General features: G+C 50.5%; 15 protein-coding genes. 6 read left to right on the top strand and 9 right to left on the bottom strand.

Annotation, left to right across the window (positions count from 1 at the left end):
- Positions 1-218 precede the first annotated feature (218 nt).
- Genes FQ015_RS11720 through spt form a run of 4 tightly spaced genes read left to right on the top strand, consistent with a single transcriptional unit; the run spans position 219 to position 4,291 of the window.
- Entirely contained in the window at positions 219-1,928 is a 1,710-nt protein-coding gene (locus FQ015_RS11720; protein WP_105276749.1) for a fatty acyl-AMP ligase, read from the top strand.
- Positions 1,925-2,839: an NAD-dependent epimerase/dehydratase family protein gene (locus FQ015_RS11725; RefSeq protein WP_039021391.1), complete on the top strand. Its 915-nt coding sequence runs from the start codon at positions 1,925-1,927 to the stop codon at positions 2,837-2,839. Before FQ015_RS11720 ends, FQ015_RS11725 begins: the two co-directional genes overlap by 4 nt.
- 31 nt (positions 2,840-2,870) lie before the next feature.
- Positions 2,871-3,119 carry an acyl carrier protein gene (locus FQ015_RS11730; RefSeq protein ID WP_000248097.1) on the top strand — a complete coding sequence of 83 codons (249 nt, stop codon included), beginning with the start codon at positions 2,871-2,873 and terminating at the stop codon, positions 3,117-3,119.
- A complete protein-coding gene (gene spt / locus FQ015_RS11735) occupies positions 3,119-4,291 on the top strand; it encodes a serine palmitoyltransferase (RefSeq protein ID WP_160524087.1) in 1,173 nt (390 codons plus the stop codon). Before FQ015_RS11730 ends, spt begins: the two co-directional genes overlap by 1 nt.
- A 34-nt stretch (positions 4,292-4,325) precedes the next feature.
- Here spt and lptG read toward each other — a convergent pair whose 3' ends face one another.
- Genes lptG through FQ015_RS11770 form a run of 7 tightly spaced genes read right to left on the bottom strand, consistent with a single transcriptional unit; the run spans position 4,326 to position 10,796 of the window.
- Positions 4,326-5,405: an LPS export ABC transporter permease LptG gene (gene lptG / locus FQ015_RS11740; RefSeq protein ID WP_160524088.1), complete on the bottom strand. Its 1,080-nt coding sequence runs from the start codon at positions 5,403-5,405 to the stop codon at positions 4,326-4,328.
- A complete protein-coding gene (lptF, locus tag FQ015_RS11745) occupies positions 5,402-6,472 on the bottom strand; it encodes an LPS export ABC transporter permease LptF (protein ID WP_160524089.1) in 1,071 nt (356 codons plus the stop codon). Before lptF ends, lptG begins: the two co-directional genes overlap by 4 nt.
- A gap of 30 nt (positions 6,473-6,502) precedes the next feature.
- On the bottom strand, positions 6,503-7,063 hold the full coding sequence (locus FQ015_RS11750) for a YtfJ family protein (RefSeq protein ID WP_032218570.1): 561 nt from the start codon (positions 7,061-7,063) through the stop codon (positions 6,503-6,505).
- Between the two features lie 11 nt (positions 7,064-7,074).
- Positions 7,075-7,899, bottom strand: coding sequence for a hypothetical protein (locus tag FQ015_RS11755; RefSeq protein WP_115738265.1), 825 nt, complete (start codon positions 7,897-7,899; stop codon positions 7,075-7,077).
- On the bottom strand, positions 7,899-9,248 hold the full coding sequence (locus FQ015_RS11760) for a lipopolysaccharide biosynthesis protein (RefSeq protein ID WP_160524090.1): 1,350 nt from the start codon (positions 9,246-9,248) through the stop codon (positions 7,899-7,901). The genes FQ015_RS11755 and FQ015_RS11760 overlap by 1 nt, the downstream gene beginning before the upstream one ends.
- Positions 9,249-9,293: 45 nt before the next feature.
- Positions 9,294-10,052 carry a hypothetical protein gene (locus tag FQ015_RS11765; protein ID WP_000339526.1) on the bottom strand — a complete coding sequence of 253 codons (759 nt, stop codon included), beginning with the start codon at positions 10,050-10,052 and terminating at the stop codon, positions 9,294-9,296.
- Positions 10,053-10,082: 30 nt separating this feature from the next.
- Entirely contained in the window at positions 10,083-10,796 is a 714-nt protein-coding gene (locus tag FQ015_RS11770) for a dTMP kinase (RefSeq protein ID WP_001076266.1), read from the bottom strand.
- 173 nt (positions 10,797-10,969) lie between these two features.
- Here FQ015_RS11770 and FQ015_RS11775 point away from each other — a divergent pair, with 173 nt between their 5' ends.
- Positions 10,970-11,662, top strand: a complete 693-nt coding sequence (locus FQ015_RS11775) for a dTMP kinase (RefSeq protein WP_001190762.1) — start codon at positions 10,970-10,972, stop codon at positions 11,660-11,662.
- Positions 11,663-11,710: 48 nt separating this feature from the next.
- On the opposite strand, the gene pitB is transcribed toward FQ015_RS11775, so the two are convergent.
- Both pitB and gss read right to left on the bottom strand, forming a co-directional pair.
- Positions 11,711-13,210 (bottom strand): inorganic phosphate transporter PitB, encoded by a 1,500-nt coding sequence (gene pitB / locus FQ015_RS11780; RefSeq protein WP_000933296.1) that lies wholly within the window; start codon positions 13,208-13,210, stop codon positions 11,711-11,713.
- A 291-nt stretch (positions 13,211-13,501) separates the two neighbouring features.
- Positions 13,502-15,361 carry a bifunctional glutathionylspermidine amidase/synthase gene (gene gss / locus FQ015_RS11785; protein WP_001352937.1) on the bottom strand — a complete coding sequence of 620 codons (1,860 nt, stop codon included), beginning with the start codon at positions 15,359-15,361 and terminating at the stop codon, positions 13,502-13,504.
- Positions 15,362-15,565: 204 nt separating this feature from the next.
- On the opposite strand from gss, the gene yghU reads away from it, so the two are divergent.
- On the top strand, positions 15,566-16,432 hold the full coding sequence (gene yghU, locus FQ015_RS11790) for a glutathione-dependent disulfide-bond oxidoreductase (RefSeq protein WP_001352936.1): 867 nt from the start codon (positions 15,566-15,568) through the stop codon (positions 16,430-16,432).
- The last annotated feature ends 168 nt before the right edge of the window (positions 16,433-16,600 follow it).

Below are 16,600 nucleotides of genomic sequence, written 5' to 3' on the forward strand. Positions count from 1 at the left end.
GCCTTTTGTCGATTTAAGGCAACCAAACAAGGCTTCTTCTTAATATATTCATAAATTAAATATCATTCACAATAAAAACAACAAAGCCAAACCTATTATTTAAATCAATGTTCAATATCGCACCGATGAAAATACTATCTCATTTATCTTTTATGCCTATATAATCCACCGCATTATTGTCATTTTATTTCTGATATCCAATTTTTTTCGTGGTGTATATGTCTAATAACATCTTTACGCATTCCCTACCTATGCGCTATGCCGATTTTCCAACGCTGGTTGATGCTTTGGACTACGCCGCTCTGAGTAGCGCCGGAATGAATTTTTATGACAGACGTTGCCAACTTGAAGATCAACTGGAATATCAGACGTTAAAAGCGCGTGCCGAAGCTGGTGCGAAGCGGTTGTTATCACTGAATCTGAAAAAAGGCGATCGCGTGGCGCTGATTGCCGAAACGAGTAGCGGGTTTGTAGAGGCTTTTTTTGCCTGCCAGTATGCCGGCTTAGTCGCCGTCCCGTTGGCAATTCCAATGGGCGTCGGTCAGCGGGATTCCTGGAGCGCCAAACTGCAGGGTTTACTGGCAAGTTGCCAGCCCGCAGCCATTATCACTGGTGATGAGTGGTTGCCACTGGTCAATGCTGCTACGCATAACAACCCCGAATTACATGTTTTAAGCCACGCCTGGTTTAAGGCATTACCGGAAGCCGATGTTGTACTCCAGCGTCCAGTTCCGAACGATATCGCCTACCTCCAGTACACCTCCGGCAGCACCCGTTTTCCCCGTGGCGTCATTATCACCCATCGCGAAGTGATGGCTAATCTACGTGCTATAAGCCACGATGGCATTAAATTACGCCCTGGCGACCGCTGCGTCTCCTGGCTGCCTTTCTACCATGATATGGGACTGGTCGGCTTTCTCCTGACCCCCGTCGCCACGCAGCTCTCAGTAGATTATTTGCGCACTCAGGATTTTGCCATGCGTCCTCTGCAATGGCTTAAATTGATCAGTAAAAATCGCGGCACCGTTTCCGTTGCGCCGCCGTTTGGCTATGAATTGTGCCAGCGCCGCGTGAATGAAAAAGATCTCGCTGAACTGGATCTTTCCTGCTGGCGCGTTGCTGGTATTGGTGCTGAGCCGATCTCCGCAGAACAACTCCATCAATTCGCTGAATGTTTCCGTCAGGTTAACTTTGACGATAAAACTTTCATGCCGTGCTACGGACTGGCAGAAAATGCGCTGGCTGTCAGCTTCTCTGATGAAGCCTCCGGGGTTGTGGTTAACGAAGTGGATCGCGACATCCTTGAATATCAGGGCAAAGCCGTCGCGCCGGGTGCTGAAACACGCGCCGTATCGACTTTCGTCAACTGCGGTAAAGCGTTGCCGGAACATGGCATTGAAATCCGCAATGAAGCAGGTATGCCGGTCGCGGAACGTGTGGTAGGCCATATTTGCATCTCCGGCCCCAGCCTGATGAGCGGTTACTTTGGCGACCAGGTTTCGCAAGACGAGATTGCCGCGACGGGCTGGTTAGATACCGGCGACCTCGGTTATCTGCTGGACGGTTATCTGTATGTCACCGGGCGCATTAAAGATCTGATTATTATTCGTGGCCGTAATATCTGGCCGCAGGATATTGAATATATTGCGGAACAGGAACCGGAAATTCATTCTGGCGATGCGATTGCTTTTGTTACCGCCCAGGAAAAAATCATTTTGCAGATCCAGTGTAGGATCAGCGACGAAGAACGTCGTGGGCAGCTTATCCACGCACTGGCAGCACGGATCCAAAGCGAATTTGGCGTAACAGCGGCTATCGATCTGTTGCCGCCCCACAGTATTCCCCGAACGTCCTCCGGCAAGCCTGCCCGTGCGGAAGCGAAAAAACGTTATGCTGCAAGCCTTCATGTGCAGGAATCCATGGCATGAATCAAACTGTCGCGGTGACGGGCGCTACCGGGTTTATCGGTAAATATATTATCGATAACCTGCTCGCCCGCGGCTTTCACGTTCGCGCATTGACGCGTACTGCCCGCGCTCACGTCAATGATAATCTCATCTGGGTGCGCGGTTCGCTGGAAGATACACATTCGCTTAGCGAACTGGTTGCCGGAGCCAGCGCGGTGGTCCATTGCGCCGGGCAAGTGCGCGGACACAAAGAAGAGATTTTTACCCGCTGTAACGTTGACGGCAGCCTGCGCCTGATGCAAGCGGCAAAAGAGAGCGGCTTTTGCCAACGTTTTCTGTTTATCTCTTCGCTGGCGGCGCGCCATCCCGAACTCTCCTGGTACGCAAATTCCAAACACGTCGCCGAACAACGACTGACCGCAATGGCTGACGAAATTACGCTGGGCATTTTTCGCCCGACAGCCGTGTATGGTCCCGGCGATAAAGAGTTAAAACCGCTGTTTGACTGGATGCTGCGCGGCCTGCTGCCACGACTTGGTGCGCCAGATACACAGCTCTCTTTCCTGCACGTCACCGATTTCGCGCAAGCCGTGGGGCAGTGGTTAAGCGCCGAAACTGTACAGACGCAAACCTATGAATTATGCGATGGCGTCGCCAGCGGCTATGACTGGCAACGCGTACAGCAACTTGCCGCCGACGCCCGTTGCGGTTCCGTTCGAATGGTTGGTATTCCTCTGTCGGTACTCACCTGCCTTGCGGATATCAGTACCGCGTTGAGTCGCCTGGCAGGTAAAGAACCTATGCTGACCCGCTCGAAAATCCGTGAATTAACCCACGCCGACTGGTCAGCAAGTAATAACCGTATTTCTGAAGATATTAATTGGTTTCCCGGGATTAGCCTGGAACACGCATTACGCAACGGGCTATTTTGATTGTCTTGTTTAAAGGTGTGTTAACGTTTCTATGGTAAATCGTGAAATAGTAATGGATTACATCCTTTCCTGTTTACAGGATTTGGTCGAAAACGGTGTGGAAATTAAGCCCGACAGCGATCTCGTCAACGATCTTGGCCTGGAGTCGATCAAAGTGATGGATCTCTTAATGATGCTGGAAGACAGATTCGATATTTCCATTCCTATTAATATTCTGCTGGATGTCAAAACCCCTGCGCAATTAATGGAAACTCTACTTCCATGGCTGGAGAATAAATAATGGGGCTATACGATAAATATGCGCGCCTTGCTGGCGAGCGACTGCAATTTAGTGACAACGGATTAACGCCGTTTGGTACCTGTATTGATGAAGTGTACTCCGCCACTGAAGGCCGTATCGGCAATAAAAAAGTGATTCTGGCCGGGACTAATAATTATCTCGGTTTAACTTTCAATCATGATGCCATCACCGAAGGTCAGGCAGCGTTAGCGGCCCAAGGCACCGGCACCACCGGTTCTCGTATGGCAAACGGCAGCTATGCGCCACATCTGGCGTTAGAGAAAGAGATTGCCGAGTTTTTCAAGCGCCCTTCCGCTATCGTTTTTTCAACCGGTTATACCGCGAATTTAGGCGTCATCAGCGCCCTTGCCGACCATAACGCCGTAGTGTTACTGGATGCCGACAGCCACGCCAGTATTTATGACGCCTGTTCTCTCGGTGGAGCGGAAATTATTCGTTTCCGCCATAACGATGCTAAAGATCTGGAACGGCGCATGGTTCGCCTCGGTGAACGGGCAAAAGAGGCGATTATCATCGTTGAAGGCATCTACAGTATGCTCGGTGACGTTGCGCCGCTGGCGGAAATTGTTGATATCAAACGTCGTCTCGGTGGTTATTTGATTGTCGATGAAGCGCATTCGTTTGGCGTGTTAGGCGCAACGGGGCGCGGACTGGCTGAAGCCGTTGGCGTTGAAGATGATGTGGATATTATCGTTGGTACCTTCAGTAAAAGTCTGGCCTCGATTGGCGGTTTTGCTGTCGGTTCGGAAGCGATGGAAGTGCTGCGCTACGGCAGCCGCCCGTATATTTTTACCGCCTCTCCTTCTCCGTCCTGCATTGCGACCGTGCGCTCGTCGTTAAGAACCATTGCCTCACAACCAGAGTTGCGGCAAAAGCTGATGGATAACGCCAACCATCTGTATGACGGTCTGCAAAAACTGGGTTACGAGTTAAGTTCACATATTAGCCCGGTAGTGCCAGTGATAATCGGTTCGAAAGAGGAAGGTTTACGCATCTGGCGCGAGCTTATTTCGCTGGGCGTTTATGTGAATCTTATCCTGCCACCTGCCGCGCCTGCAGGCATCACGCTGCTGCGCTGTAGCGTAAACGCTGCCCACACTCGTGAGCAAATCGATGCCATCATTCAGGCATTTGCTACTCTGAAGCAGTAATGTGAGCCCGCTGTGGTGCTGCGCCACGGCGGGTTTAATGTTGACTGTCATACCAATACACCAGGCTCAACGCCACCAGCATAAACGCTATCGGTAAACCGAGCGCGGTAACAGGTGCGCTCAACGCAAATAGCAATCCCAGATTGACCATGATTTGATAGCTGATCCAGGTGAGTAAGCCCACGATGACGCCTACAGCGAGACGGCTACCCATCCCAGGCGAACGCGGGGCACTAAAGGTAAACGGCACAGCCAGCAAAATCATCGCCAGGGTCAAGATGGGTTGTCCCAGTTTTTCCCACAGTACAAGGCGGTATTCGCTGCTGGGTTGCCCGGTTTCCTGCAAATAATGGATGTAATGATTAAGTTGACGGACAGAAAAAGTATTTCCCGGCATCGATAACTCTTCAAGATTCATACTGGTGAAGGCCGATTGCCAGGCAAGATTATCAGATGTTTCCAGCGTTTCTTTGCCATTCAGCCATTTTTTATGATTCACACCATGCAGGATCCACGTTTTGTCGTCTTCAATGGTGGCACTGCGTGCATAAATGTAGGATTCGAGCGAGAGATCGTCGCGGTAATGAAATATCTCCACGCCCACCGGCTGGCCCTGCTCGTTCAGCGATTTCACCGTCACAAATTCATTACCACGCCTGGCCCACAGCATATTGCCGGTAATGTCATCGTCCTCCCCCAACGCAGTGGCAGTCGATTTGATTTGCAGCGCCTGTTGCTGCAATGGCGACGCCACCCACTCATCTATCGCGCCTAATGAAACAGTCCACAATATCCCGGCAACCAGCGCCACCAGTGCAATACGGAAGATAGAAAACCCCGTGCTGCGAATGGCGGTAAGCTCACTGTTTTTCGATAACTGCCCCAGGCCGACAATCCCTCCCAATAAGGCGATAAACGGCGAAAGTTCGACCAGTGTGCGCGGTAAGGTCATCAGCACCACCAGCACCGCCTGAGTCCAGCGATAACCACCCGGGTTGACATCATCCAGTTCGTTAATCAGGTTGAAGGTGGTAAAAAGCGGCAGCAATAGCCCTGCGGCGGCGGCAAAACCGAGAAAGAGATGACGGATTAAATAGCGACTGAAAACATTCATCGGGAAAATTTCTGCAGCAAAGAGAAGTCGCGTGCGACCAGCATCAGCAGGCCCATTAGCATGAGTCCGGGTACTAACCACAAACCAGGAATGAGGGGAATCGCGCCGTTAGCCACCAGCGTACGGCAGACGTCGCCGCCATAAAAAATGGCAACAAACAGCAACGTCAGTGGCAATAACGTTGAAAATCGCCCTTGCCGCGGTTTTACCCGACTTAATGAAATGGCCAGCAGCGCCATCAACAATGCTGTCAGGCCACGGCTTTGTCGCCATTGCAGTTCGGCATGATCGGCAGGAAAGGCGGAGCGCGCCAGCTCCGTGACCGATTTTGCTTTGCGTTTGACGTTAGGGCTTTGATCCAGCGGATTCAGATGCAATTGCAGATTACGGTAGATCTGTTCGTTGTCGTCACGCCCCTGATGATCGAGAAGATAGGCGGTCCCGTTATGCAACATAACGGTCGGTTTCTCGGGTGATGGGTCAACTACATCAACCGAACGGGCGCGGAAAATACGGGTTCGATTGGCAGTAGAAGTATAAATCAGCACGTCAGTCAGGCGATTATTATCCTGATCAACCGTCTGCGAAAGGATCATTCGTCCGTTATCGTTAGTGTTAAATTTCTTTGCCCGCAACTGGCGAACATCCAGCTCCGACTGCGACTGTTGCTCCAGTTGATAAATCTGCGCATAAGCCCATGGCCGACCATACATCGACAGAAGGGTGACAAAAATACTTAGCGGTATCGCCAGAAAAAGAACGGCTTTATACAAGCGTCCCGGACTCCCTCCCGCCGCAGAAATAGCGGTAATTTCCGAGTCGGTATACATCTGCCCTAGCGTCACGCCAACTGACACATACAGTCCAACAGGTAACAACATCTCCAGTGCAATCAGCACCTTGTAGAAAACAATATCCAGCACAACATCAAGAGCTAATGTCCCATTTGCCGCTTCGGTCAGATAACGCTGTGCGGAGTAGCTGGCGAAAATAAAGATCAGAAAACCGACGATAATCAGCACCAGACGGCGCGTACCACGCATGATGTAGTGTTCAACCAGCTTCATCTCACTAACGCCCTCAATCCTTTGAGTTTTTTATTCATTGATCAGCTTCTGCGCCAGCGCAATGACATGATCTACCTCTTCCGGCGTCAGGCTGCCGTCCTTTGCCCACTGAATTTGCCCGGCTTTATTCAGCACCAGAATGGTTGAACTCTGCTCCGGCAACCGCCAGGCAATGCGTCCCAGACCATTGCCGTCAATAACGAATTGCGCCCACGGATAGCGGCGTTTATTTTTTTCGATTTTGCCAACGACAAAATAGCCAGTACCAAAGATGGCATCATCGGTGTTCACAATGGTGGTGGGCTGAAAACGATCCTGCGGAAAGTTTGCCGCTTCAACCGCTTTAATTAACAGTGAGTTCTTTTTCTTCGCCGACTTACGCCCGGCGATATACTGAATAATGCGGACTTTTCCCGCCAGCTGTGTGCTGTTCCACTTTTGGTAGTGAATTTCGTCGTCGCTATTCAGAAGCAGCTCGCCGCCTTCCTGGATATAAACAGGGGTAACCGTTTTACCAGTGACGAAATTGTGCGCCTGCACACCCGGGGCTAAGAGCATGATAATCAGCGCAATAATCAAACGAGATGACATCATTGCTCCGGTTATAGCGGAAAACGCGAAATCAGCAGTTCTAAGCGCTGACGAATATCGCTATCCAGCGCCATCGGTGCATCATACGACTGGCGGTTTTCCATATCATCCGCCACCATGTCGTCGTGTTTATCCCCCATCAGGCCATTAATGGCGGCGAGGAAGCGGGAAATCTGTAACGCTTCTTTATTTTCAGGATCAAGCGATCTTAGGGTGTCGTAATAAGAAACCTGCTGGCTGATGATTTTTCGCACATCATGAAATTCCCTGCCGGTTAGTCGCGGTTTGGCAATTATCTCTTTCAGGGTATGCATTTGCTTTTGCCGATAGGCAATAAAACCGCTTACGCTTTCTAACTGGCTATGGCGTAATGAATAGTTCACCAACGACCAGACCGGAGAGCTTAAATAAATCCGTAACAGGTTGCCGTAATACGACACAATATTTTTTTTACCGTTACGGAAACCATCCTGAAAATGGCCCAGACATACCGTCGTTTTGCCGAATAAAAATCCTGCCTGGTGTTTTTTCAGATACAGTCGCTGAGCGAAACGCAGATGCTTATAGCGCGCCCGCATATATTTAAACTGTTTACGCTCGTCAGCCGTAAGCCCCTCGCCTTTGGCTTGTTTGTGGATTAAACGCAGTAATTCCTGACGATCAACGCCATTCAGCCAGAATTGCAGGCATAACGCGTAATTATCATGAATGATTTCGGTGGTACAACCTGTTGCGATAGTCGGCGGTAAACTGACCTGCGCATCAACGACATCATCTTCTTCAACTGCAATAAATAGACGCTCGCTCGCCTCAAGCGGGAAATATTTTCTCATCATCAGGATTTCTCTCCGGCTGCGTTATAAAGCAAGGAATGGCGCTGAAAAAATGCCTTTAAGGTTGGAATTAACGAGAGCACCACATCCAGACATTGCCCACCGAAGTAAGCAAATGCAGCCCCCAGCACGCCAAACAGATGACAGAACATGAACAGCAATACGATGTAGCCGATTGAGGCGATGGTTTGCGCCACGAGAAAAGCGCGCTGTTTTCCCGCCATCAATAGCAATGACTCCTGTGGGAAGCCCAGCATCGAAATAACAATGGCTCCGAGCATTACCTGGATCAGGTCATACGCTTCGAGATACTTAACACCAAACACCAGTGAAATAAGTGGCTTACCAACGATTAACACCGCGAGCGCCACCAGAATGCCAATCCCGCCAGCCAGCAATCCAGACTTCACGCCAAGGAGCCACGGTCTGGTGGTACGCGGATCTAAACGCATCACCTCTGGGTAAAAACTTTTGCCCAGTAAACCCGCTGGCGTTCCGGCGGCATCGAAGAATGTCATGGCGATTTTAAATAACCCGGCGGCAGCGGGTCCTAACACGATCCCCACCAACACTGTGCTGCACGAGTTACGTGCCGACCAGATGGAGTGGGCAATGTTGGTTGACCAGACAAAACTCCACGCGCCTTTAATGTGTCGGGCAGACTCAAACAGATCCAATTTGAAGGCGTTATGGATATTTCTGCGGCGTAATTCGCGCGCGGCAAACCACCAGTACATGGTGCCGCCAACCAGATTCGATGCGTACCAGGCAATAACAAAACCCGCAAAACCAAAATCAAAATACCAGGCTACGACGCTCCCCGCTGCGCGCAGAAAAGGTTTCGTCGCCTGCTGTACAGCAATCAAATCGAAGCGATCTACCGCACGCAGAATGCCGGTCGGTGTGGAGGAAGCCATTGAAGGAATGAGCGTGCAATACAGCGCTGCCAGCCAAAAGCTTTGGTCATCCAGACCTAATGAATGGGAAAGAAAAGGGAGTAAGGCAATGCCGCCGACAATCGCCACCGCGCCGCTGACGATATCCAACGAGAAGGAAAATGAGACGACATTGCGAAATTGCTGCGGATTATTATTGGTCAAGGCTGGCGTTCCGTACTGAACCACCAGCTGCCATGTCTGAAACTTAATAAAATCGCTGATCGACTTGGCGTACGATTGCACAATCACCAGTACGCCAAACATGGCGGGCGTCATCCCTTTACCGGCACACGAGAGCGCCAACAGACCCAGCAAAGCGCTCACGACATTACTGGAGCCTAACCAGGCGCTATTGCGAATAATGGTGCGAAACGCGCCATCTGCAAACCAATGTTTGATGTTAAACCCCGCCAATTCAGCCTGACCTTATCGTTGATAGTAAAAAGTATCCTGCCAACCTTAAGTTAAACTTCGGCGGTCAGAAACGATTGCAACCAGAGAAACCGCCTTCTGTGCCTGTTCCAGCACTTCGCTGTAGGGCGCTCTGGAATCAATCTCAAGAATTTTTGTGCCGTTATAGCCAATCGTCGACATGACACCGATTTTGTCCTGCAGCTCGGCATAGTCATGGTCAGGCTTGCGGGAGATGGCTGTATCAATATCAATCCCCAAACGAATAATTAATTCAGGACGGTATTGCGCCATTTTTTGGTATAAACGCCGTTCGCGCTGTGCCAGAAACATGCTGATTTTCCCGGTCGCACGCTCGACGCCAATCCCCGGTCCGTCATAATAAAAGCCCGAAATTTCAGCCTGCGGGAAGCGATCGCTGACCACCAGAACGCCACTTTGCGCCAGTCGCTGAACCTTGCGTAGATTCGCCATTCTTCGCAGCGAGAAGCAGTACATAATCACCGCCGCCCATAGCGCCGGAGATTTGGTTTTCATGCTTTGGGTTTTCGAGGATTTGGCCGCCAGTCGCCGTTCCAGCCAGACGCCAACGAGCGGCAACCGTTTGATTTTGTCGCCGTCTTCGCCGGAGAGCAGCCCCAGATAGCGGCGCTCGGTTTGCCAGTGTTGTTGCAGCGATTTCACCAGGTCAGTGGTCAGTGTGGATTTACCGGTGCCATCACACCCGACCACCGCAATCAGCCCCGGAATGTAGTTGGGCTGCGGCGCGGTTGTACTATTAACAGTTTGTGTTTGTAGTGCATCCATTCGTTAAATCATCCCCTATCCATTTGGTGATCAGGAAAGCGCGGCGTGAATTGCGCGTAGTGACGCTTGCAGAATTTCATCGGCTGGTTGCCGACCATCCAGTTCAAGGATCTTTGCGCCATTGAATGTCAGTTGCGGCGTAACAGCGATTTTTTCCTGTAATGCCGCCAGTTGGTGGTCAGGTTTACGCGCAAACGCGGTTTGTTCATCAATGCCAAGACGAATCAACAATACGGGCAAATAAGACGCCATCCATTGGTAAAGTTTGAGCTCGCGCTGTCTTAACATTTTTATCCAGCCGTTACCGCCCGTGTTTTTTGCCAGTTGCGGGCCATCAAAGCGAAAACCCGGCACTTCAACCTGCGGGTAGCGGTCGGTGATGAGCAGATAGCCTTGCTGGCTTTTACACAACATTTTGCGAAACTTATACGCCCGCCAGCAGGAAAGCAGATAAATAACCAGCGCAGTAATATTGCCAGGCGGTGTGGAGGGCTTTTCGTGCACATGTGCCGCTTTACTTCGCAGATAACGCCCAAAAGGTGCGCCAATAACAGGGAGCTGTGAAATCCATTCGCCAATTCGCCCGGACGATTGCCCGAGATAAATGTGTTCTGTTGGCATTGTTGCTGCCAGTTCATTTACCAGGCTTGCCGTGAGGGTCGATTTACCTGAACCATCACATCCTACAATGGCAATAACACGCACTGGCGTGGAATTAATTATTGACATATTACGTTGATTCACGAAAAACCCGGCAGCAAATAATGTATTGAATATTACGTGGTCCGTGCTCAGAATATCCGTTCAACCTTATTGTGACAATGGTTAATTGTGACATTGACCTGAATTACGCTTTCATAAAAACATATTAACCAAATAAATATTTTGGATGGATATTTAAATTTAAGGATATATTCATGCAGTCAATAACACCTCCATTAATTGCCGTTATTGGTAGCGATGGTTCAGGCAAGTCAACGGTGTGTGAACATCTTATTACCGTTGTCGAAAAATATGGTGCTGCCGAAAGAGTTCATTTAGGGAAACAGGCCGGAAATGTCGGTCGTGCAGTGACAAAATTACCGTTGATGGGAAAGTCTCTGCACAAGACTATTGAAAAAAATGAAGTGAAAACGGCAAAAAAATTGCCGGGTCCGGTTCCGGCCCTGGTGATCACCGCTTTCGTCGCCCGCCGACTGTTACGCTTTCGTCATATGCTCGCCTGTCGTCGTCGCGGGCTGATTGTCTTAACCGATCGTTATCCTCAGGACCAAATTCCTGGCGCTTACGATGGTACGGTGTTCCCACCTAACGTTGAAGGCGGCCGGTTTGTCTCATGGCTGGCAAGCCAGGAACGTAAAGCATTTCACTGGATGGCGAGCCATAAGCCTGATCTGGTTATCAAACTCAATGTTGACCTTGAAGTTGCCTGCGCGCGTAAACCCGACCATAAACGGGAATCGCTGGCGAGAAAGATTGCCATAACGCCACAGTTAACCTTTGGTGGTGCACAACTGGTTGATATCGACGCCAATCAGCCACTGGAAAAGGTGCTGGTTGATGCAGAAAAAGCGATTACGGATTTTATGACCGCGTGTGGTTATCACTAGTCAAAAATGGAAATGCCCGATCGTCAGGACCGGGCATTTTCAGGAAGGTTAAATCAACTGCAATGCTATCCAGTACAACCCACCAGACAGAAAAATCGCCGCCGGTAAAGTAAACACCCACGCCATCAGGATGCTGGTTACCGTTTTACGCTGTAACCCACCGCCGTCCACCACCATCGTCCCTGCTACCGCAGACGAGAGGACGTGCGTTGTGGAGACGGGCATCCCAATATAACTGGCAAGGCCGATAGACACTGCCGCCGTCATTTGTGCCGCCATGCCTTGCGCATACGTCATGCCGCGCTTACCAATCTTCTCACCGATGGTCATCGCTACACGACGCCAGCCAATCATGGTGCCAATGCCGAGCGCCAGTGCTACCGCCATGATGATCCACACCGGAGCGTACTCAATGGTGCTTAACATATCGCTGCGCAGTTTTTTCAGCAGGTTCTGATCTTCTTTACTGACGCCTGGCAGTTTCGCCAGCTTCGCAGAGGTATCAGAGATGCACAGCATAATGCGGCGCAGCTGGCTGCGCTGACTCACGCTTAACGGCTCGTAGCTTTCCATATTACCTGGCAACATCGTTTTAACGCGCGCAATCGCATCAAAGGTATTTGCCGGATGACAATGAAACTCCGTTACTTGCGTGCCATCAGTCGATGCCGCAGGCAATGGAGGTTCCATCGCAATCAACTTCTGCGGCAGTTCAGGATGCTGTTGCAGATAGTGTTCAAAGTTGGTGACGGCATCGCGGGTACGGGTAATTTCATAGCCGGACGCATTCATATTGACGACGAAACCAGCAGGAGCAATCCCCACCAGTACCAGCATCACCAGGCCGATCCCTTTCTGCCCGTCGTTCGCGCCGTGCGAAAACGCCACGCCCGCAGCGGAAACAATCAGCGCAATACGCGTCCAGAATGGTGGCTTACGTTTGCCTTTTTTCTTTTTGCGATCTTCCGGAATGCGGTGAATACGGTCACGCTTTTTCGTCCCGCTCCAGTAGCGGCGCAGCAGGAATATCAGGCCTCCCGCAATGACCAGGCCGACGATAGGGGAAACAATCAGCGAGGAGAAAATTTTGGTCACTTCACGCAGGTTTAACGCATCCATCACCGATGAGCCGGTTAACAGCGCGTTGGTTAAACCGATGCCGATAATCGCACCAATCAAGGTATGCGAACTGGAGGCCGGTAAACCAAAGAACCACGTTCCCAGGTTCCAGATAATCGCCGCCAGCAGCATGGAAAAGACCATCGCCAGGCCGTGAGTTGACCCCATATTCAGCAACAAATCGGTTGGCAACATATGGACAATGGCATAGGCAACGCTAAGTCCGCCTAGCAATACGCCAAAAAAGTTAAAAAATGCCGCCATCACCACGGCAAGCTGTGGCTGCATGGCACGAGTATAAATAACGGTTGCCACCGCATTCGCCGTGTCATGAAAACCATTGATTGCTTCGTAGAACAACACAAATGCCAGAGCAAGTAATAACAAAAGCCCTGTGTATATATCAAGGCCAACAAATAAATTTAGCATATATTAGATTACGCCATTTTGAATTTACGAACGGACGCATTATCAGTGACTTTCACGGCGTGGGCAAAGTGAAATATCATCTTTTAACGATAAAAAGAGTGTTATTTCTTGTGTATCAGACAATAAGCATTCATTCAAAATATTTAAAAATAATTAGAACACAGGTATTCTGCTGGTTAATATATTCACATATAAAATGAATAGACATTGAAATATATAAATATTGAATATTTTGATTAATCCCCGTACTGACTATTCTTCATAATCAGTACGGGGTTGCTACAACATGTATTACTCTTTCACCACAATTAACGGTTCAATATCACTCTCTTTTTTAATGACCAGTGATTCATCACCGCGCAAACACGTCCCACCGTAGTTGCCGCCAACGGTGAAGGTACATACCTGAATATATTTACCGTCCACTTTCGGCAAACACCACAGTTGCTGATAGATGTTTTTCTGCTCGGCAAATTTACCGCTGGTTTTATCCAGCACCTCTTCATGATGGCTGACGAGGTCGATGTTACTGCCACAGCGACCGGCGATCGGTTTCACTGCGTAACCTGTTTTTACCAGTTCATCATTAACAGTGAAATCGGTATCCAGTAGGTAACGATGGTGCGGGAACAGCGACCAGAGGATCGGCAGAATCGCTTTGTTGCCGGGGATCACCGTCCACAGCGGCTCAAAGACCAGCACTTCCGGGCGCAGCAATACGTCAATTAAACGCACTTCATTTTGCGGATGACCGGTACGGATCGGCACCGCAGCAAACTCACGGTCGCTAACTTCACGAATCTGATCAAACGCGGTTTCCCACGCCCAGGTTTTCCACACGCAGTTAACCAGTCGCCCTTCCCCATCAATCAGTTGCCCGGCAGCATCCCAGCCCAGTTCATCCAGCCCGCGCAAGATACGTGTTTCAAAGCCCGCCTGGTGCAGCGCCTGCTCCATAAACTGTGCGTGATAGTTCTCCTCAATATCTTTGTCCTGCATGATATGGACAAACGGACGTGCACGACTGTGTTTCCAGGCACCAGCCAGTTCGTTAATCAGCCCTTCTGCCGGATTAAAGCCGTTGCCTTTATAGCCCTGCTCTGCCCAACGTTCGAGGATCAAGCCCGCTTCGGTATGACAGGAAGCGGAATCGGCGTTGTATTCGTAGACTTTCAGGCCGCGCTCATCCATGCAGAAATCCATACGACCGGTGATCATATGGTGGCGACGACGCTGCCAGGAGAGGCGCAAACGCGGCCAGAGGATTTTCGGAATGTCGAACAGCGCTAGCAGATTGTCATCTTTCAGCACCTTGTCGGTTGCGTGAAGATACATCAGGTGCAGCTCGTTGGTGGCTTTAATCAGCTCCTGCTCTGCGCTCTCGGTAATGGTGTAGTAATGATACGGATCCTGATTGATCACCTGACCGTTGGCCTGCACGTAGGCATTTTGTAGCGGATCTTTTTCATCCAGCCATTTTCCGTCAAACTGACCTTTGTTTTCCAGACGCGCTCCGCTGATTTTCAGCAGCTCGCCTGCAATTTCCGGCTGCGGTAAGCTGTAGTCGGTATCTTCCGTCTGGATCATCCAGCCCAGAATGGTGGTGTCATCAAACGTGTCTTTAAGGGTATAGCAGCCGTTTTCGACCACCATCTCCAGCTCGCGTGTCCACTGTTGCCCTTGCGGTAACGGGGAATGAATCACGTTCTGTTCCGCAATACGGACTTTGTTGCCATGCAATTGGGTAATGATGGCGACATGGCCAGTGTCTTTAAATTCACCGCCTTTATCCCAGATAAGAAGCGCACCCGCGACCGGCGCACGCGGCGAGCCGTTAGGAAATGCCTGCAATGGCAGGATGTTGTCATTAACCACTTCACGCAGGAAGCGCAGCGAGAAAATCTCCCACGCCATACCCACGTCAGTGAAGACCACACCGTAATTCAGAAAGAGAAAACGGCGAGCAAATTCAACGCATTGCCATTTGTGGCCCATATATTCGTCGTCGATATAGCTACGGAATACGGCGTCATCTTCGTATTCCTGCGGATCGAGAGAACTGTAATCTGAAGAGTAGATTGCTACCCCACCTGGGGCGTAGCCCAATAATGTCCCGAACGGGGCATCCTGGCTGGTCGTTCCTTTGCTCATCACTTTACCTTTAACAATACAACCTAAGCAGTTGGCGTAATTGTTGTGCTCTGATTACCTGCTCAGCGACATTAACCGGACAGAGGTCAGACTAATCATACACCTCATCGCAGCGGCTGGCGCAAAGGGTTAAAAAATTCACATTCTGTACAGCAAGTGACCTGCTACACTGCTTCAACACTACCACTCAGAAGGCAACTCACTATGACAGACAATACTTATCAGCCCGCGAAAGTCTGGACGTGGGATAAATCCGCTGGCGGCGCGTTCGCCAATATCAATCGCCCGGTTTCTGGTCCGACGCATGAAAAAACGCTGCCGGTGGGCAAACATCCGCTGCAACTCTATTCGCTGGGAACGCCAAACGGACAGAAAGTAACGATTATGCTTGAGGAGCTGCTGGCGCTGGGCGTTACTGGTGCAGAGTACGACGCCTGGCTGATTCGTATTGGCGATGGCGATCAATTCTCCAGCGGCTTTGTCGAAGTGAACCCAAACTCGAAGATCCCGGCGCTACGCGATCATACCCATACTCCGCCGATCCGCGTGTTTGAGTCTGGATCGATTCTGCTTTATCTGGCGGAGAAATTTGGCTACTTCCTGCCGCAGGATCTGGCGAAACGTACTGAAGCAATGAACTGGCTGTTCTGGTTACAGGGTGCCGCGCCGTTCCTCGGCGGTGGTTTTGGTCACTTTTACCATTACGCGCCGGTGAAAATTGAATACGCCATCAACCGCTTTACCATGGAAGCCAAGCGCCTGCTCGACGTGCTGGATAAGCAACTGGCGCAGCATAAGTTTGTTGCGGGCGATGAGTACACCATTGCGGATATGGCGATCTGGCCGTGGTTTGGCAACGTGGTGTTAGGTGGTGTGTATGATGCCGCAGAGTTTCTTGATGCGGGCAGTTATAAACACGTGCAACGCTGGGCGAAAGAAGTGGGCGAACGTCCGGCGGTGAAGCGTGGGCGTATTGTTAACCGCACCAACGGACCGCTGAATGAGCAGTTGCATGAGCGCCATGACGCCAGTGATTTTGAGACAAATACGGAAGATAAGCGTCAGGGGTAAGGGTTGGTGTTCGTCGCAGCAAGCCATCCAGGCCGGATAAGGCGTTCACGCCGCATCCGGCAATCGTGCACAATGCCTGATGCGACGCTGTCGCGTCTTATCAGGCCTTGTATTATCCCTCCTGTGCAGAGAAAATCGGCCAGTTTTCTCTGCCTGCAGTCCGCATGC

It is taken from the genome of Escherichia sp. HH26CH (assembly GCF_009820205.1).
Taxonomy (GTDB): Bacteria; Pseudomonadota; Gammaproteobacteria; order Enterobacterales; family Enterobacteriaceae; genus Escherichia; species Escherichia coli_F.